This window comes from Bacillus sp. FMQ74, from assembly GCF_001875785.1.
GTDB classification, from domain to species: Bacteria; Bacillota; Bacilli; order Bacillales; family Bacillaceae; genus Bacillus; species Bacillus stercoris.
Genome location: NZ_MOEO01000014.1, coordinates 1 through 18,581 on the forward strand (window position 1 = coordinate 1; position 18,581 = coordinate 18,581).

Annotated in this window: 19 protein-coding genes and 1 pseudogene; 6 read left to right on the plus strand and 14 right to left on the minus strand. The window is 42.6% G+C overall.

Annotation, left to right across the window (positions count from 1 at the left end; translation table 11 throughout):
- The 3 genes from BLL41_RS19455 to BLL41_RS19465 all read left to right on the plus strand — a co-directional run.
- A partial coding sequence (locus BLL41_RS19455; protein WP_071579111.1) for a sensor histidine kinase occupies window positions 1-2,224 on the plus strand: 2,224 nt, incomplete at its 5' end.
- Window positions 2,225-2,304: 80 nt separating this feature from the next.
- Window positions 2,305-2,949, plus strand: coding sequence for a two-component system response regulator ComA (comA, locus tag BLL41_RS19460; RefSeq protein WP_003220716.1), 645 nt, complete (start codon window positions 2,305-2,307; stop codon window positions 2,947-2,949).
- 20 nt (window positions 2,950-2,969) lie between these two features.
- Complete coding sequence (locus BLL41_RS19465) at window positions 2,970-3,350, plus strand: hotdog fold thioesterase (protein ID WP_071579112.1); 381 nt, start codon at window positions 2,970-2,972, stop codon at window positions 3,348-3,350.
- Between the two features lie 38 nt (window positions 3,351-3,388).
- On the opposite strand, the gene mnhG is transcribed toward BLL41_RS19465, so the two are convergent.
- Genes mnhG through BLL41_RS19500 form a run of 7 tightly spaced genes read right to left on the minus strand, consistent with a single transcriptional unit; the run spans window position 3,389 to window position 9,157 of the window.
- Complete coding sequence (gene mnhG / locus BLL41_RS19470) at window positions 3,389-3,763, minus strand: monovalent cation/H(+) antiporter subunit G (RefSeq protein WP_014665188.1); 375 nt, start codon at window positions 3,761-3,763, stop codon at window positions 3,389-3,391.
- Window positions 3,747-4,031, minus strand: coding sequence for a Na(+)/H(+) antiporter subunit F1 (locus tag BLL41_RS19475; protein WP_003228814.1), 285 nt, complete (start codon window positions 4,029-4,031; stop codon window positions 3,747-3,749). The genes mnhG and BLL41_RS19475 overlap by 17 nt, the downstream gene beginning before the upstream one ends.
- On the minus strand, window positions 4,031-4,507 hold the full coding sequence (locus BLL41_RS19480; protein ID WP_014665187.1) for a Na+/H+ antiporter subunit E: 477 nt from the start codon (window positions 4,505-4,507) through the stop codon (window positions 4,031-4,033). Before BLL41_RS19480 ends, BLL41_RS19475 begins: the two co-directional genes overlap by 1 nt.
- Window positions 4,508-4,512: 5 nt before the next feature.
- Window positions 4,513-5,994 (minus strand): Na+/H+ antiporter subunit D, encoded by a 1,482-nt coding sequence (locus BLL41_RS19485; protein WP_071579113.1) that lies wholly within the window; start codon window positions 5,992-5,994, stop codon window positions 4,513-4,515.
- The gene (locus BLL41_RS19490) at window positions 5,987-6,328 is read right to left on the minus strand and encodes a Na(+)/H(+) antiporter subunit C (protein WP_003220730.1); all 342 of its coding nucleotides are present in this window, start codon (window positions 6,326-6,328) and stop codon (window positions 5,987-5,989) included. The genes BLL41_RS19485 and BLL41_RS19490 overlap by 8 nt, the downstream gene beginning before the upstream one ends.
- A complete protein-coding gene (locus BLL41_RS19495; RefSeq protein ID WP_071579114.1) occupies window positions 6,328-6,759 on the minus strand; it encodes a Na(+)/H(+) antiporter subunit B in 432 nt (143 codons plus the stop codon). Before BLL41_RS19495 ends, BLL41_RS19490 begins: the two co-directional genes overlap by 1 nt.
- Window positions 6,752-9,157, minus strand: a complete 2,406-nt coding sequence (locus BLL41_RS19500; protein WP_071579115.1) for a Na+/H+ antiporter subunit A — start codon at window positions 9,155-9,157, stop codon at window positions 6,752-6,754. Before BLL41_RS19500 ends, BLL41_RS19495 begins: the two co-directional genes overlap by 8 nt.
- A gap of 231 nt (window positions 9,158-9,388) precedes the next feature.
- Here BLL41_RS19500 and BLL41_RS19505 point away from each other — a divergent pair, with 231 nt between their 5' ends.
- Window positions 9,389-9,604, plus strand: coding sequence for a hypothetical protein (locus BLL41_RS19505; protein WP_071579116.1), 216 nt, complete (start codon window positions 9,389-9,391; stop codon window positions 9,602-9,604).
- 34 nt (window positions 9,605-9,638) lie between these two features.
- On the opposite strand, the gene maeN is transcribed toward BLL41_RS19505, so the two are convergent.
- From maeN to maeL, 4 genes and pseudogenes are all read right to left on the minus strand, one after another.
- Entirely contained in the window at window positions 9,639-10,985 is a 1,347-nt protein-coding gene (gene maeN / locus BLL41_RS19510) for a sodium/malate symporter MaeN (RefSeq protein WP_071579117.1), read from the minus strand.
- A gap of 152 nt (window positions 10,986-11,137) precedes the next feature.
- Window positions 11,138-11,435 (minus strand): annotated as a pseudogene (locus tag BLL41_RS19515) (ABC transporter permease); the annotation flags it as partial.
- 124 nt (window positions 11,436-11,559) lie between these two features.
- Entirely contained in the window at window positions 11,560-12,267 is a 708-nt protein-coding gene (gene maeM / locus BLL41_RS19520; RefSeq protein ID WP_071579118.1) for a two-component system response regulator MaeM, read from the minus strand.
- Complete coding sequence (gene maeL / locus BLL41_RS19525) at window positions 12,260-13,861, minus strand: two-component system sensor histidine kinase MaeL (protein WP_071579119.1); 1,602 nt, start codon at window positions 13,859-13,861, stop codon at window positions 12,260-12,262. Before maeL ends, maeM begins: the two co-directional genes overlap by 8 nt.
- A gap of 177 nt (window positions 13,862-14,038) precedes the next feature.
- Here maeL and BLL41_RS19530 point away from each other — a divergent pair, with 177 nt between their 5' ends.
- Window positions 14,039-14,596, plus strand: coding sequence for a YufK family protein (locus BLL41_RS19530; protein ID WP_003228837.1), 558 nt, complete (start codon window positions 14,039-14,041; stop codon window positions 14,594-14,596).
- Between the two features lie 249 nt (window positions 14,597-14,845).
- On the opposite strand, the gene BLL41_RS19535 is transcribed toward BLL41_RS19530, so the two are convergent.
- From BLL41_RS19535 to BLL41_RS19545, 3 genes are all read right to left on the minus strand, one after another.
- A complete protein-coding gene (locus BLL41_RS19535; RefSeq protein WP_071579120.1) occupies window positions 14,846-15,259 on the minus strand; it encodes a thiol-disulfide oxidoreductase DCC family protein in 414 nt (137 codons plus the stop codon).
- Between the two features lie 20 nt (window positions 15,260-15,279).
- Entirely contained in the window at window positions 15,280-17,154 is a 1,875-nt protein-coding gene (locus BLL41_RS19540) for a transglycosylase domain-containing protein (protein ID WP_083428081.1), read from the minus strand.
- 92 nt (window positions 17,155-17,246) lie between these two features.
- Entirely contained in the window at window positions 17,247-18,455 is a 1,209-nt protein-coding gene (locus BLL41_RS19545) for a multidrug efflux MFS transporter (protein WP_371261924.1), read from the minus strand.
- Between BLL41_RS19545 and BLL41_RS23170 the strand changes: the two genes are divergently transcribed.
- On the plus strand, window positions 18,358-18,561 hold the full coding sequence (locus BLL41_RS23170; RefSeq protein ID WP_069840233.1) for a hypothetical protein: 204 nt from the start codon (window positions 18,358-18,360) through the stop codon (window positions 18,559-18,561). The two genes, BLL41_RS19545 and BLL41_RS23170, sit on opposite strands and share 98 nt — an antisense overlap.
- Window positions 18,562-18,581: the final 20 nt, after the last annotated feature.

Sequence of the window (18,581 nt, forward strand, 5' to 3'; positions counted from 1 at the left end):
AGTTGGTACTTATGTTTCTGAAACAGCCAATCATGAGTTAAAAGTTGAAAAAATGACTAAAGCCACATATGGAAAATATATGGGCTTAAAAGAAGGCGACTTAATACTCGAGGTAAGTGGGAAGAAACCTACAAGCGAGAATATTAAAAGAAATTATTTAGCAAAAGCTGAACATTTAAAAGTTAAAAGGGATAATCATGAAATTCAATTACATAATACGGAGTATATCTCTTTAAATAATTCTTATAGCTTTTTCATTTATATTATCCCTTGTATATTTTTTGCTTTGAGTCTGTTATGTGCATTTTATATTTATAGGGTCAATCGAGTAAAAAATACGTACTCGGCTTATATTTTGATTAATTTTTTGCTGTTTATATCTATAGCATATTTAAGTGCTGGAGGCGTAACTAGAGGATATGAAATAAATAGATATATTAATCTTTTTACCTTTTTAAATGTACCTGTCTTGTATTTGCATTTTCTATATCAATATTTCAAAGAATTAAGCATCAAATTTTCATCACGTTATATCGTGAATATTTTATACACGTTGCCAATTATCAATGTAATAATAGAGTTCGTCCAGAAATACCTTCCTTCGGGGATTATTACGAATATTAGTAATATTAATTTAGTAACATTCTTAATAGAGATTACAGTTGTTTATTTTTGCATTATCTATTATGGGATAATTTATAGAAAAAAGGATCATTATTATTTGTTGAAGGTATTATTGATTTCAAATACGGTAGCTTTCTTTCCTTTTACGGTCTTATATATCATGCCGGAAGTTTTATTTGGGCAATATATTTATTCAGCAATAGTGACTGCGCCATTCTTAATAATTATCCCATTAGCATTGGTTTATCAATTCATTGTAAATAAAATTTATGATATAGACTTTATACTAGGCAGAATTAGATATTATAGTTTATTATCCATCATACCAACAATAGGCATAGTATGGTTGTCAATAATATTTGATAGCAAAAGAGCGGATTTTAATATCATCTTAATTACGTTATGTACGTTCATAATTTTTCTGTCTGTCTTTTATATTAAAGAATTACTGGACTATAAATTTCGGTTAAAACGATTTTCGGAAAAATATAATTATCAAGACAGTATATTTAAATATACGCAACTAATTAAAGGTGTATCAGCTTTAGATCAAGTATTTAAGAACTTAAAAACAACAATACTAGAAGTTCTACCCGTAAGTAAAGCCTACATCTTTGAAGTTGGTGCTGATAGAGAAATCATATACTTTGATAAACAGAGTGTTGAACCCAACTGGAGGCTATATAAAACAGAATTTGAAAAGGTCACTAAAGAAATAGGGAAGATTATTGAGATTAACCAAGGCTTTTTGATCAAAGTAGGGGAAAAAGGTACGAGTTCTTATGTGTTGCTTTGTTTATCTAGCATCAATACACCAAGGTTGACAAGAGATGAAATTTCATGGCTGAAAACATTATCGTTTTATACTAGTGTATCCATGGAAAATGTTGTACAAATTGAAGAACTCATGGATCATTTACAAGCTTTAAAAAGGGAAGATGCTAACCCCGTATGGCTCAAAAAACTCATGTACACCATTGAAGAAAAACAACGCTCCGATCTCGCCCGCGATCTCCACGATTCGGTTCTTCAGGACTTGATTTCCTTAAAACGCCAGTGTGAGCTGTTTTTGGGTGATTTTAAGAAGGATGACAATCCGTGCCGTGAAGAGGTACAGGACAAGCTTGTACAGATGAATGAGCAGATGTCTGATGTGATTTCGATGACGAGGGAGACGTGTCATGAGCTGCGGCCGCAGCTTCTGTATGATCTTGGATTGGTGAAGGCACTGTCGAAGCTGGTGGCGCAGCAGCAGGAGCGGGTTCCGTTTCATATCCGTTTAAATACCGGCAGATTTACGGCTTCCCTTGATCTGGATTCGCAGCTGAATTTATACCGGATCATTCAAGAGTTTCTGTCTAATGCGGTTAAGCACTCTCAAGCCACAGATGTGCTGATTATGCTCATTAGTATACAAAACAAAATCGTTCTTCATTATGAGGACGATGGCGTAGGGTTTGATCAGGAAAAGAATACTGAGCATTCCATGAGCATGGGGCTTTCTGGCATTAAGGAGAGAGTCAGGGCTTTAGATGGGCGCCTTCGGATTGAAACAAGTGAAGGAAAGGGCTTTAAGGCTGATATTGAAATCGAATTGTAATGGATTTATAACGGAAACGACTTGGCACAGGCCAAGTCTTTTTTATAAAATGGAAAAGAGTGAGTAAAAGGGAGGAAAACATGAAAAAGATACTAGTGATTGATGACCATCCGGCTGTCATGGAAGGCACCAAGACAATTTTGGAAACGGATTCGAATTTGTCTGTTGATTGTCTCAGTCCTGAACCGAGCGAACAGTTTATCAAGCAGCATGATTTCTCGTCATACGATCTCATTTTAATGGATCTGAATCTAGGCGGCGAGGTCAATGGGATGGAGCTTTCTAAACAGATTTTACAAGAGAATCCTCATTGTAAAATTATCGTGTATACCGGTTATGAGGTCGAGGATTATTTTGAGGAAGCGATTCGTGCGGGTCTGCACGGTGCCATCAGCAAAACGGAATCTAAAGAAAAGATCACCCAATACATATACCACGTACTCAACGGAGAAATTTTAGTCGATTTTGCTTACTTTAAACAGCTGATGACTCAGCAAAAAACAAAGCCGGCTCCTTCCTCTCAAAAAGAACAAGATGTGCTCACACCTAGAGAATGCCTGATTCTGCAAGAAGTTGAAAAAGGATTTACAAACCAAGAAATCGCAGATGCCCTTCACTTAAGCAAGCGGTCCATTGAATACAGCCTGACATCGATTTTCAATAAGCTGAATGTCGGTTCCCGGACGGAAGCGGTTTTGATTGCGAAATCAGACGGTGTACTTTAAATGTGTTGGGGGTGTAGATGATGGATACGAAGCATACATTGCTTGAAGCGCTTGGTATTGAGATTGTTGAAAACACAGCGGAACGATGCGTTGCGGTCATGCCGGTGGATCATCGGACGGTACAGCCGTTCGGATATTTGCATGGAGGCGCTTCAGTAGCCCTGGCGGAAACCGCGGCGAGCGCAGGTGCACAGAACCTGATTGATCATACAACGCAAGCTTGTGTTGGTTTGGAGATTAACGCCAACCATTTAAAATCCGTAAAGGAAGGAACGGTAAAGGCGGTAGCCGAGCCCGTTCATATAGGCAGAACGACGATTGTCTATCATATTCACATATATGACGAGCAAGAGAGGCTGATCTGTATATCCAGATGCACGCTGGCTGTCATCAAGAAATAAAAAAACAGCCGGAACTCTGCCTGTCCGGCTGCTTATTTTTATAAATAAGAATCCTTTTTTCGTTTAATCACAAAGTTTCTGATTCCGTTATAGTCATCCTGTACACTTCTCTCATCAAGCTTGACGCCGGAGTTATACGCAGCACGGCAGATCAAGTGTCCGCCGATAGGCGACGTAATAAAGATAAAGAGAATCCCAAGCAGGATTTTTGCGGAGAGTTCCCCTGACACAAACCACAAATAGAAGAAGACACCGAGCAGAATCATATTGACACCCAATGTTGAACCTTTAGAAGCAGCATGAGAGCGTGTAAACACATCAGGAAGGCGAAGTACTCCGAATGATGCAATGAGGCATACAAGAGCGCCAAGCAAAATGAATACAGCCACAACGACCTTAGCGGTTTCGATCATTTTCGATAATCTCTCCTTTCTCCAGGAACTTGGAAAATGCGATTGTTCCGATAAACGATAAAATCCCCAGCAGCAAAATAATATCCAAAAACGCACTTGTTTTCAGCAAAATGGAGACAAGCGCCGTGATCGCGATCAGATTGATGCCGATAGCATCCAGAGCCACGACCCGGTCGGGCACAGTCGGCCCTTTAATGACACGAATGACATACAAAAAGGTAGACACTGCCATAATGCCGAGCGCGATTTGCAGGATCAGCGTAAACATCAGCGGCTCACCTCCTGTATGGCTTTTTCAAAAGACTCCCGAATATCAAAAATCGCTTTTTCCGCATCCTCGATATCCATTGCATGAATATAAAGTATTGTTCTGTCATCAGAAATATCCATCACCAAGGTTCCCGGTGTCAATGTAATGAGCAGGGAAAGCAGGGTGATTTCCCAATCTTTCGTCAGTTCAGTTTTAAAAGCAAAAATGCCCGGTCTGATATTCATTTTTGGTGATAAAACGGATTTCATCACGCTGACATTGGCAAGGTACAGTTCCTTTATAAAAATGAAACAGAGCTTGATGATAGAAAACATTTTCCATAGGTAAAACTGGCGAGTGAAAAAGCGCCGGAAGAAAAAGAGTGAGAGCATTCCCAGAATATAGCCTGTAATGAATCCTGCGGCGCTTGGACTGTTGCTTAAGAACATCCAGCAAAAAGCGAGAAACACATTTAATAAAATTTGAAATGCCATGCGATCTACTCCTTCAGAACAGCTTCAATATATTTTTCCGGATTCAGCAGCGTCTCGGCCGCTTGATCAACGTAAGGCGACACCCATTCTGTACCCAATCCGAAGAGAAGAGACAGCAAGAGAAAAATAGCTGCCGGATAAAGAAGTCCTTTAGCTGTTCGATGATTTGGTTTTGGCGTTTCTTTTTCTTCGCCCCAAAACGCATGTATAAAGATCCGCAGCACAGAGTACAGGACAAGCAGACTCGAAAGCAGAATCAGCATGGAAATCGTAAATTCACCTTCTGCGAAGCCGCCCTCCGCGATTTTAAATTTGCCGACAAATCCGCTTAGTGGCGGAATGCCTGCAAGAGAAATAGCGGAAATGAAAAACATCCATCCAAGAACAGGATAGCGTTTGATCAGTCCGCCCATTTTATGAAGGCTCGCAGTTCCAGTCAATGCAATCAGCGTGCCCGCCAGCATAAACAAAGCGCCCTTAATCAGCATATCGTGAATCAGATAGTAAATGGCGCCTTGAATGGATGCGGGAGTGTGTACTGCGACACCAAACAAAATCACGCCGACAGCGGTAATAATGTTATAGATCACAATTTTCATGACATTTGAATAAGCGAGTGAACCGATTACACCGAAAATCACAGTCAGCGCCGCAAGCCAAATCATCAGCTGATGGGTAAAGGCTGTATCGTGAATAAAAATCAATGTGAAAACCCTCGTAATCGCATATAACCCGACTTTTGTCAGCAAAGCGCCGAACAATGCGGAGATTGCAGCCGGAGGCGCGTAATAAGAGCCTGGAAGCCAAAAGTAGAGGGGGAAGATTCCGCCCTTCATGCCAAATACCAAAAGCAGCAGGACACCAATCACAGTGATCAGCCCGGTTTGTCCTGATTCGCTGATTTTTACGCTAAGATCCGCCATGTTTAACGTACCTGTTACCGCGTATAAAAACCCGACACCTATGACGAACAGGGCAGACGATACGATATTAAACACAATATATTTAAGGGATTCCCGCAGCTGAATTTTTGTGCCGCCTAATACAATCAGCATATAGGAAGCAATAAGCAGAAGCTCAAAAAATACGTACATATTAAATAAATCGCCTGTTAAAAACGCCCCGCTGACGCCGGCAAGCAAGAACTGCACGCCGGAGTAATAAAAGGAACGCTCACGTTTTTCACCGACGGAACGGAAGGAATAAAGCCCAACCAATAAACCGACGACCGCTGTTGTGAGAACGAGCAGGCTGGCGAATTGGTCTGCGACGAGCACAATGCCGTACGGCGCTTTCCAGCCGCCTAAGCTAAGTGTTTGGATACCTTTTGTGAAGACAGTCTGTACGAGTATGCCGCTGATCACAATCCCGATAGCCGATGCCGCAGTGCTGAAGATCCGCATGAGCATAAGATTCTTCGTCATGAAAATCAGCAGAATGGCCGACAGAAGCGGGATCAGGATTGGCAAAATAACAAAATTATTCATGTTGATCATTTCCCCTCATTTGATCCATATCGTCCGATTTCAGTTCCTGATAAGCGCGAAAGGCCATGACCAGGATGAATGATGTAACGCCAAATGAAATGACAATTGCCGTCAAAATCAAGGCTTGCGGAAGCGGATCGACAAATGATTTGGCATGCTCGCTCAATATCGGAGCGGCGCCTTTCTTTAATCCTCCCATAGTCAAAAGCATTAAATGAACGCCATGGCTTAACAGTGCTGTTCCGATAATGACGCGAAGCAGGCTTTTAGACAGCAGCAAATACGTAGCAGCCATAAAAATAATACCGGCTAATACAGCCATTAAGATTTCCATTATTCTTCCTCTCCAATCGTTTGAATAATGGTCATCGTAATGCCTACGACAACAAGATAAACGCCTAAATCAAATATCGTCGCCGTGGCGAGCTCCGTTTTCCCAAGGATCGGCAGTTGAAAGTATCCGAATGTATGGGTTAAAAAAGGAGCCCCGAAGACAAAGGAGCCAACGCCTGTTAATACAGCGAGCAGAAGGCCGGTTCCCGCGACATAAATGAAATTAACCGGCAAAAGGGAGCGCACGGTTTTTAAATCATATGCCAGGAGCAATAGAACGATGGAAGAGGACGTGATCAGTCCGCCGACAAAGCCACCTCCGGGCGCGTTATGCCCTGATAAAAATAAATAGAAAGAGAAAAGCAAAATGATAAAGGATACAAGTTTTGTCGCGGTCTGAAGAATTAAGTCATTTGTTTTTTGTTCATTCACCGCTTTTCCCCTCCTCTTTTACTTTTGTTTTAATCATGCTGTAAATGCCGAGAGCGGCAATCGTTAATACCGTAATTTCAAACATTGTATCAAATCCCCTGAAATCAACGAGGATGACATTGACGACATTGTCCCCTCCGCCGAGATCGTGGCTGTGTTTTACAAAGAAGGATGCAATGCTGTCTTTTGTCCGCTGGCTTGAGGATGCGATCCCGAGCAGAGTAACGATAATACCGACTCCTAAAGAAATGATAAAATTCGTCATCCGGAACGTTCTCGTTTTTGTTTTCAGTCTCAGTTTCGGCAAATGATAGAAGCAAAGCAGAAACAGTGCCACAGAAATCGTTTCAATGACGAGCTGAGTCAATGCCAAGTCCGGCGCTCTGAAAATGACAAAAAACAATGCAAGCGTATAACCGACAACACCAAGTGAAATGATCGCCGTCAGTCTTGACCTAGCAAAAACAGTCGCCACTGTGGCGCTGATCATGACAAGCGTCAAAATGATTTCGTATACGCCGATTTTAGCCATGCCTTCCGCTTTAAATGAAAACCCGCCTTTAATGGCAAAAGCTCCGCCTATCAGGATGATGAAACCAGCGAAGATATACAGCAAATAATCTCTTAAAAACCCGGTCATATATTGTTTTGTGACCCGGTAAGAGCCTTTCTCCATCAGAGTCAAAAGCTTATCGTATAACCGGTTGAGTGTGAGTTTTGAAGGAAACACTTTATAGATTCCCTTCCACTTATTCAGCGACAAATAACCGATTGTTCCGATCACAACAATACCCGCAGTCATGAGCAATTCCGTTGTAACCCCATGCCACTGTGAAATGTGAACGTGGAATTTCTCATGGCCGTCCAGCAGTGTCGGATAGATTGAGTTCATCGCAGGCTCTATCAGGCTGTACGACAAGATATTTGGGAAAAAGAAGAGACTGACAGCCAAAGCGACAAGAATGACCGGCGATACGAGCATGCCGACAGGCGCTTCGTGAGCCGGTTTTTCAAGCTGCTCAGGCTGGTAATTTCCTCTGAATGTTTTAAACAGCAATTTCATGCTGTAGATAAACGTAAATACACTTCCGATCCAGGCGAGAACAGGGAACAGAATGCCCCATGTCTCCACGTTGAACAGATCAAAATGTGATACGCGAAGCATGCTTGTGAAAAACATTTCTTTACTCAAGAATCCGTTAAACGGCGGAAGTCCGGCCATTGAAAATGTTCCGATTAAGGAAATGGTAAACGTAATCGGCATAATCGCCATCAGGCCGCCTAGCTTTCGGATATCCCGTGTGCCTGTTTCGTGATCGATAATCCCGACTGCCATAAACAAGCTTCCTTTAAAGGTAGCGTGGTTGATTAAATGGAAAATGGCAGCCATGGCGGCAACTGTATAATATTCTGTATGGCCGTAATGAAGGGCTGCAGCGCTGGCTCCAAGCATAGAGATGATCATTCCGAGCTGGCTGACGGTTGAAAACGCCAAAATCGATTTTAAATCAGTTTGTCTCACGGCATGGAATGAGCCCCAAACCATCGTAAAGAGACCGACGAGGGACACGATCCAAAACCACTGGGCTGAAAAGGCGAAAATTGGACTGAATCTCGCAATTACATAAATGCCGGCTTTTACCATAGTGGCTGAATGGAGATAAGCGCTGACAGGCGTCGGAGCTTCCATCGCATCAGGGAGCCAGATGTAAAAAGGAAACTGCGCGGATTTCGTAAATGCGCCTAATAAAATGAGAATCATAGCCGGGATAAACAAATCGTGGCCGGCAATTAATTGAACCTGATGAATCATCTCTCGAATACTGAAGGAATCCGTTATCAAATAAAGGAGAATAAATCCGCCAAGCATGCACAGCCCGCCGCTGACCGTAATCAAAAGTGATTTGGCGGCGCCGTAGCGTGATTTTTCTCGCTTATACCAATAGCCGATCAGCAAAAAGGATGAAAGGCTTGTAAGCTCCCAGAACATGTAGAGGACCATGACATTGTCTACAAGAACAACGCCGAGCATGGCGCCCATGAACATCAATAAGTAGACATAAAAGGGTCCAAGCTGTTCTTTTTCCTTCGATAAATAAAAAATACTGTAAAGAGTGACCAAAGAGCCGATGCCTGTGATCAGCAAGGCGAATAATAACCCGAGGCCGTCTATATAAACGGTAAAATTAATGCCGAGTGAAGGAATCCACTCTAATACCGACCGAAGTGTTTCTCCAGATTGTGTCATCCTGATCATGGGGAAAAAGTATATAAACAGCAAGACGGGCAGGACTAACACAAACCAGCCCGTATGTACTCTTTTTGCGTATTTTGCCAAGAATGGAATGATAAAAGCAAATAAAAAAGGCGATAAAATAGCAAAATGTAAGAGCTGCAAAGATAAGACCTCCTTTTTCTCGTTCTCAATTGAAAAATGCGCTATGTATGAAATATACGGTCAAACGACCTAGTCCAAATTATATCGCACTTTTCTGCAAGCTGCCACGCTTCGAACTGCTGCAATTGATTTTTATGAGTTCTTTTGACCTCAAAATAAGTCTAACAAAAAAGAGGTTATTTGTATATTTAAAATCATTCCTGATCAAGCTGAATGTAAGGAGCTGGTCATGTGAAAACAAAAATAGTGATGTGCTCAGGTTTATTCTGCTCAGTATTTGCAGGGACATTCATGTTGAATCAATATGACGGACGCAGTGATGTGGCTGCTAGTGATGAGTGGGAACTGTATTTACTGGAGCATCACCTATCAGCCAGAATGAGTGAGACGGAATCAAAGGATCTGCCGTTTGGTCCGCGAGAGTATATTCGGATTGTGAATAGATAAAAAAGAGTTCCGCATAAAACGGAACTCTCTCTGTTTATGAAGTGAAAAAACGAAGCAGAACTGTCGCGCAAATCACTGTGCCTGCACCGCCGAGACGGGTTGAAATTTGGGCAAACGGCATAAGGCCCATTCTTCCTGATGCTGATAAAATGGCAACATCACCCGTTCCGCCGAGACCGCTGTGGCAGCAGGTAACGATTGCGGATTCAACCGGGTACATGTTCATCAGCTTGCCAACAAAATATCCAGAACTAATCATCGCGATTACAACTGAAATACAAATGATGACAAACGGAATAGAAATCACAGACGCCACGTCATCCAACGGAATAAAGAGGATGCCGAGACCGACCATGAGCGGCCATGTAAAGCTTGAAGAAATAAACTTATAAAGCTGGTAAGCGCCTTCTTCCATTTTTTTCGGAAGAATATTCGCATACTTGACAGCCGCAGCTGAAATAATCATTAAGATCGCGCCTGGGATGAAGATGAATTTCTCCAATAACCCGCCAAAAATAAAGAATGTACACGCGAGCAGAACTCCGGCTCCCATGAGTTTGAAATCAATTTTTGCTTCGGCTTCTTTTTGATTAAAAATCTCATTTGCTTTTTTAGATTTTACGAGGCGTCCGTTCCCATTAAGATCTGGACGCTTATCGCCAAGCTTTTTCATTAAGGCTGCACATATGATAGCAAAAACGTTTCCTATAATAGCGGCTGGGACCAGCTGAGACACAAACACATCAGCGGATGAGCCCAGTATTTGTGAATAGGCGATTGAAAGCGGCAAAATCCCTTCACCTATTCCCCCGGCAATAATCGGGACAACCACAAAGAAAAAGGAATCATAAGCACTGTAGCCAAAAATAAATCCGACAAGAATGCCGGCTGCAACGGCCGCGATCGTTCCTGCAACCAGTGGAACGAACATTCTGATAAACCCCTGTATTAAAACAATTCGGTTCATACCGAGGATACTTCCCACTACAAGGCAAGCGATATAGAAATAAAGGAAATTAGACGTTTTCATCAAGTTGGTTACAGCGTCTAAAGATGTTGAATTCAGTACATTGTAAAAGACTAAAAATGAAGGAACAAATAAAGATAAAATAGCAGGGCCGCCAATATCCTTCAATATCGGTATACGTTGGCCTATGTCTCCAAGAAATACACCAAGAATCATGATGATGGCAAACCCGCCAAGCATATTTGCCGGCAGCTCATTGTAATAGGCTGCAAGAATAATAATAACAGCTAATACTGTGTATAATGGCAGAGGAATCACACCGATTTCCCAAGACCAGATTTTTTGAAACAGGTTTTTCCCCTGTGGGTCTTTTTGCTCAGGTGAAATTGTCCCCGTTTTTGGAATTGCTCCCATGTCATACACCCCCATGTATTGTTTGTTACAGTCTACAAGAAAGCGTTAACACTTCATATTTTTTTAAGTTAAAAAACCAATAAACAATTAAATTAAGAGGGTCTTTTGAATTAGAAAAAAACCTGAGAAGCGTCTTCCCAGGGGAGAATGTTTTATCTTTTTCCTTTAATATAAGGCACACCATTGGCCTTTGGCGCATCTGCCCGCACGATAAAGCCTGTTAAAGCGAGGATTGTAAGGGGCCATCAGCATATACACATTTGGTATGTCTTTAAAGAGAGGGAGCAGCGATCCGATGAGGGCGAATCCGAAAAACAGGGCGGCCCCCAGTGCTCCAATCGGATGCCATTTTCCAAATACAAGAGCTGCCAGGGCGATAAAGCCTTGCCCGGAGATGGTAGAGTGCGTGAAATCAAGCGCAATCGTGGAGGCATATACGCCGCCACCGAGACGAAATAAATAGAATTCCGAATATGTAACAGAGTTTTTGTATGCTTTTCACCAATAGAATCAAGCATCTTGGCAAGAGATATGACGGAAAAAACGCACTGCTCGAAGCAAGCAGTGCGTTTTCTTATAGATATTGCTTTATTCCGTTAAGGTTACCGGTGTTGACGTTGTACTGAAACACTGGTCTTCCGATCGTTCCGTACGCCATTTCTACATTTAGAACCTGTATATCTTCAAGAAATTTTAAGTATTTTCGTATGGATACTTGAGAGATTTCTGTGTGCTTTGCTAAGTCTTCTGTCGTAAAAGATTCATTTTCAAATGACTGGATACTGGACCAGATCAGCTTCAGCGTGCTTTTTGTCAGGCCTTTAGGAAGCTGTACTTTTTCTGTTGCTTCTTTCTTTTGAAAAAGCTCGGCGTCCAGTTCTTTTTGACTCATGTTGCGATGGGTTGAATACACCTTTTGTTTTCGTCTGTAATCAGACAGAGCTGTTTGGAAACGTTCAAATTCAAACGGTTTGATTAAATAATCGACAGCTCCGTAACGAAGTGTTTTTTTGATCACGTCAAGCTCGCTGGCCGCTGAGATGACAATCACATCAACCGCTTCATTTTGGGCTCTCAATTCCGTCAGCAGTTCCAGCCCGTTTTTCCCCGGCATATAAATATCAAGCAAAATGAGGTCGATATGATGCTCGCCTAAAATATGCAGAGCGCTTTGAAAGGAAGAAGCGATGCCTTTCAGCTGAAAGCCATCTATTTGGCTTAAGTATCGTTTATTTAATTCACCCACCATGGGGTCATCTTCAACTATTAGTACATTAATCATGATTTTCCTCCTTCGGTTCGTACGGGATGCGAATACTGAATGTCGTTCCTTCATTCTTTTCGCTTGTGAGGATCATTTGGCCCTTTAAATTTTCGATGCTTTGCTGTGTGAAATAAAGGCCGAATCCCCGGTTTTTGCCCTTTGTTGAATAGCCTTGTTCAAATACTTTGGCTTGGTCTTCTTCTGACATGCCTGCTCCAGTATCGGTAATTTCAATGTCCAGTATGCAGTTATGAAAGCGCATGGACATGGTGATTTGTTTTTTCGGCATATCGGCAACGGCGTCCAGGCCATTGTTGATGAGATTTCCGATGATTGTAATGAGTTCATGGATGACAGATGGGTCTGCCGCGTTCGGGATGACACCGTTGCATTCAATATCAAGATTTGCGCCCTGCTCACGTATGAAGCTTTGCTTTCCGAGCAGAAAACCGGCCAGTACAGAGCTTTTGACATCATTTATAATTTCACTTGTTTCTGATTTTTGCTGAATGGCAATATCTTTAATATAATCTCCAAGATCGTCATACTCTTTCAGCTGGACGAGCCCTAATATCACATGCAGTTTGTTCATAAATTCATGAGACTGCGCTCTCAGTGCGTTTGCATACATTTTAACACCGGAAAGCTGTTCAGCTAAATGTTTTACCTCGGTCTTGTCCCGGAACGTCGCAATCGCTCCGACAGTTTGTCCTTTCAGCTGGATAGGAACTTCATTAAACACAAGCTCCAGCCCGTTAATGCGGACGTCTCTGTCTTGAAGAGTTTTTTTTGTCTCAATAACCTTTTTCAAGCGGCTTTTCGGCAATATGTCATCTACATCCTGATCAATGGGATTTGTGTTGATGCCCATTTTGACAAATAGGCGCTTTGCTTCCGCGTTGGCAAGTTTGATTTTGCCGTGTTCATCGACAGCAAGTATTCCTTCCTTCGTCGATTCCAGCATCGCGCTCCGTTCTTCAAGGAGAGTCGCAATTTCATAAGGTTCAAGTCCGTACATGATATTTTTTACCGTACGGGCGACGATAACAGCTCCGATTACACCGACGAAGATGCTGACGCAGATAATAAAGTAAAGCGGCCGTAAGCTATGGCTGATCACTTCATCAATTTCATTTACGGTGATGCCGACCGCGACTGCACCGACCTGCTTTCCATTCTCGGCGTAGACAGGGACGAACGCTCTCTGCGATTTCCCGAGCGTGCCAGAGGCTGTGCTGATATGGACATGCCCTTTTAATACCTCTGATTCATCACCGCCCCTGAATTTTTTTCCGATTTTGTTCGGGTTAGGATGGGTTTTGCGAATACCGTTCATATCCATGACGACAACAAATTCCGTGCCGGTGATTTTCTGAACCCGCTTTGTGTAGCTCTGCAGTTCCTTTTGTTTTTTTCCGCTTTCTAAAGCAGCGGCTGTCATCGGCGCTTCTGCAACCATTTCAGCAGTCTGCAGCGCAGTGGCCTTTTCCTGGTCTCTAATCCGTTTGGTCGTTTGGGCACCGACTGTAAAAAATGTAATGAGCAATGCGATTAATACAACGATACAAACAAATATGGTGAGTCTGGTTTGCAGTTTTAATGTTTTTTTCATATAAAACTTCCTTACGTTTTATGATTCCTGCGTACTACTTTACTCTCAAAATGCTGCTTTGTGAAGATTTGGGACCGTAATTCGTAAAAAGGAGAAAAAATGGAATAATTTATCTTGTCAATGTGTTTTAAGTCCTCCATAATAAATGAGGTAGATTATAGAAAGGGACTTTTTTATATGAAAAATACTTATTTGACAGGATATTTTCCGCTGATTGCGATCCTGCTTTTTAGTTCGTCCTTATCCATCTCAACTTCACTTTATGCGTTGAAGATGCTGTCTTCATTTGGAATGTACGATGGAATGCTCGATTATTTTTCAGAGAAAGGGATCAGGCTTGCGTTATTTGCTGCCTTTGCACTTTTATATTTTATGGTTCTGTCCGCTCTGAAATTGATAGCAAATACCGTGACTGAGCTATCATTGCTGTTTTTTGCTAATGATCCGGAAGGGAACAACCTGAAAAAACTCAGAATGGGTTCCATGATTTATTTGGGCGGCGGGATTTTATCCTTTGTGCTCTTGCAAAATGTCATATGGATTGTAATCTGGTTTGCGGTCGTCACACTCGCTTACTTTGTGTTTACCGTATACCGGATTTATTCGACGCTTTCTCTCATGTCATTAGTCGGATTTATTCTATTGGAACTGCTGTTTTGGTTTACCTTTGTTATCGGTATTCTGTTCATATTTATCAAGCTTTATAATAGCATAATGGCTAGCTTACCTGTGTAAGCTAGCCATTTCAGCGTATCGGCAAACCCTTTCATTCGTGTTCAGATTTGCGCTTCGTGCTCTATACGCAATGAAACGGCGGCTGGAATCCGCAATCATCACATCCTGTGAATATCTGCTCCGATGCTCGCTTTTCCTAGACTTCAAAGGTTTTCAATTACGCTGATAAGATGACAAAATCCTAAAACGAAGCCGTTTTAGGATTTTGTCGACAATCTGTGATGGCTAGCTTCCTAGCCATTTTTTTATTTACGGTAAAAATCTTTTTTTAATTGAAGGGGAGGGGAGCATACATTCATTTTTTTTGCCAAACCACTTATAGCGGTTTTTGGCAATGAAAGAATAGACCATATCTCTGACAGGCTTCGGCACTGCGAAAAACAGGACGAAGAGCCGCCATGGGCCTCGCAGGTGCCTGAAAACCTTAATGGCTGCAGTTGACTTTGTGTACACTTGGCCGTCTTCAATAAAGACAAAGCTGTCAAACCGATCTGTCGGAAGCCCGCTTTTTTTCAGCAGGCTTTGTCCTGTTTCCGACTGCAGCGAAGTGAAAGAAATCAATCCGTCCGGATCACGTTTAATGATAAATTGCACGGCGCCATTGCATAAATTGCAGACGCCGTCGAACAGCAAAACGCGATTTGGAATTTGTTCTGTAGTCACCTCAGATCCCCTCCGATCCTTTAATAAGCCGCTTGCAGCGTTCCTTTCCAGATGGAAAGCTGAGGGCTGATGCTGTGAAGATATTCAACGCTGGTCGGTGTATCCTTTCCGACCCAAACCCCCATTGTATAAGTATCTGTCAGGCCGACAAACCACATATCGTGATAATCATTTGACGTTCCGGTTTTACCGCCGATGTAAGGCGCATTGAAATATGCTTTTTTCCCTGTTCCGCTTTTCACAACGGAAGACATCAGTTTTTTCAGCTGCATGTTCGTGCGGACGCTGAATATTTGAGTCGCTTTATCATTCCATTTATAAAGCGTTTTTCCTTTAAGGTCTGTCACCTTTGTAATCGCATGGCTCGGCGTATAGCTTCCGCTGTTGCCAAATGTCGTATAAGCCTTTGTCATCTCAAGAGGCGTCATGCCGTTTGTAAATCCGCCAAGCGCCGCAGGAAGAAGATAATCGCTGTCGACAAGTTTGGCAAAATGATACGGCTCAATATAACTGAATGCCTTTTGGATGCCGACGCGGTCGAGCATTCTAATGGCTGGTGTATTATAAGAATTTTTAAACGCCGTATCAAGCGTAACTGTGCCGTATGTGCGGTTATTGTAGTTTTGCGGACAGTAATCTTTGCTGCAAAACTTGCTGGCATCAATGGTGCTGCTTGCTGTCGCGCCGGTCTGTTCAATATAAGGGCCGTAATCAAGAAGCGGCTTAATGGATGAACCCGGCTGTCTGTATGCTTGGTAGGCACGGTTAAAATCATATTTTTGATAGTTTTTCCCGCCGGACAGAGCAATGATTTGATGCGTCTGGTGATTAATCACAGCCGCTCCGCCCTGCACGCCCGCATACGGGAGCTTGGAATTCATTTGTGCCACAACTTGATTTTGCATGTACGGATTAAGTGCGGTATAAATTTTCACGCCGTCTTTCATCAGAGTGCTGACTCTTGCGGACAGCTCATTCTCAATTTTTTCTTTTTGTTTTCCTGACGCTTTTTGAAGGCGTTTATCAAAGCCTTCTGATTCAGACACCAGCTGAGTGAATTCATCGTTGACGTAGGAAACGTAGTCAGGATATTTGTCTTCTCTTTTTTCAACATCCAGTTTGATTTTTTGTTTTACGGCTTTTTTCAGCTCTTTGTCTGTAATGACCCCGGCATCTTTTAGCCCTTTAAGCAAACGTTCTTGACGGCTTTTCGTGTAGTCAAAATGCTTAAGAGGATCATATAATGTAGGGTTATTAGGTATAGCACAGATAAAAGCCATTTCTCCCACTGTGAGAGATTTCAACGGTTTGCTGAAATAGAATTGAGCCGCTGAACCGACGCCGTAAACACCATTGTTGAAATAAATAGTGTTTAAGTAAGCTTCAAGAATTTCATTTTTCGTATACTTTTTCTCAAGCTGATAGGAATACGCGAGCTCTGTCAGCTTGCGGCTGAAGGAGCGTTCGTGGCTCAAATACAAGTTTCTTGAAAGCTGCTGTGTGATGGTGCTGGCGCCCTGGTCAATTTTCTTGTCTTTTACGTTAGAAGCAGTTGCCCGCACCATTCCCATAAAGTCAAAGCCTTTATGCTCGTAAAAATGGCGGTCCTCAGATGTTAAGAAAATCTGTTTGACTTCCTCGGGAATCTTGTCAAATGGAACGAGCACGCGGTTTTCGTGGTCGCTGACGATTTCCGAGACAAGGGAGCCGTCCCTGTCATACATGTAGCTGTTCTGAACAAGGCTGATCTCTTTCAGATTAATATTTTTATCAAGCACCTGATCCAGGGACTTCATTTGTTTGACTTCTTTTCCGGAAGCGATAACTGTAAATGCAAACAATGGGATTATGCAAAGGAGCAAAATCCATCCGATTATTTTTCGTAACATGGTCACTCTCTTTTCTCCTAAATTCTAGCCATATCGTACCATTCTTTTGAGATTACGAGAAGGTTAAATTTAGAAGATTCCTCAGTTTTTTATCGGATTCAGCTTGCTTTGGCATAGGAATCCTTCTGGAGTTTCGGCATGATCCAAAGCATACAGGCGCCGGCGAAAAAGAGAAACGCTGTGACATAAAAGGTGGCCGAAATCGTAAAATGGCTCGATATGATTCCGCCGAGAAGAGGCCCGAGCACGTTTCCTAAAAAGCGAAAGCTGACATTGTAGCCGAGAACCTCTCCTTGAATGCTGCCGGGAGCCTGAACGCGGATCGCTGCCGTGATGCATGGCAGTAAACCGCCCATTGCCATTCCAAACAAAAATCTGAAAACGAGGAGAACGTTGAGTGAGGACGCGAGCGCCTGCGGAATAAAAAAGAAAGAAGCGGCGAGCAAGAGTCCGATTAAAATGCGGCGGTGGCCGTAGCGGTCGCCCAGATCACCCCATTTTCTAGCCAGCAGCAAACTTCCGAGTCCCGTTGCTGAAAATGCCATGCCGGAGAAAAAGGCTAGATTGACAGGTCCGTGCAGCTCATTTACATATAAAGCGAGCAGCGGCTGGATACTGAAATTGCCTGTTTGGATCAGCATGGTTAACAGCATCATGACCCACAGCGCCGGCTGGTGAAAAATATAGGAGAGCACTTCTTTTCTCGAGTAAGACGTACGTTTGGCTGTTTTCTCTGCAAGAGGTTTTTCTTTGACACCAAATAATACGAGAAGAACAGACGAGAAAATCACAAAGGATGTGATAAAAAAGGTATACGTAAAGCCGAAACGATCAGCCAGCATACCTCCCAACAGCGGGCCGAACAAGCTTCCGGACACTTGCCCCATTTGCAGCGTGCCAAGTGTTTTGCCGGCTGAGTTCTTCGGAGTCTGTGCCGAAATCATCGCAAGAGAAGTCGGGATGAATCCGGTTACAAGACCCATTGCCATACGCAGAAAAAACAATTGGTACACCGATGTAACAAAGCCCATTAAGAAAATGCTGAGGGCAATGCCTGTTCCGGTTGCCATAAGGATTTTCTTGTATCCGCGTTTGTCTCCGAACCGTCCCCAAAACGGGGATACCACAAACGCCATGAGAAATGTAATGCCGAACACATAGCCGCTCCATCTTTGCACAAAGCCGTTTGAAAAAGAGCTGAGCGTCTCAATGTATAAGGAGAGAAAAGGAACGATCATCGTAGTGCTAGCGGAAACAAAAAAGTTCGCCAGCCACACAATGACAAAGTTTTTCTTGCGGGTAGAAATAACATCACCTTCTTATTATTTCGGGTTCCTTACTAATTATAAAGAAACGATTCATATTTTAAAAGAAACAAAGCGGCTGGGAAAATTCATCATTTTTAGAAAATGAAGAAATGTCGAGAAGGGGAA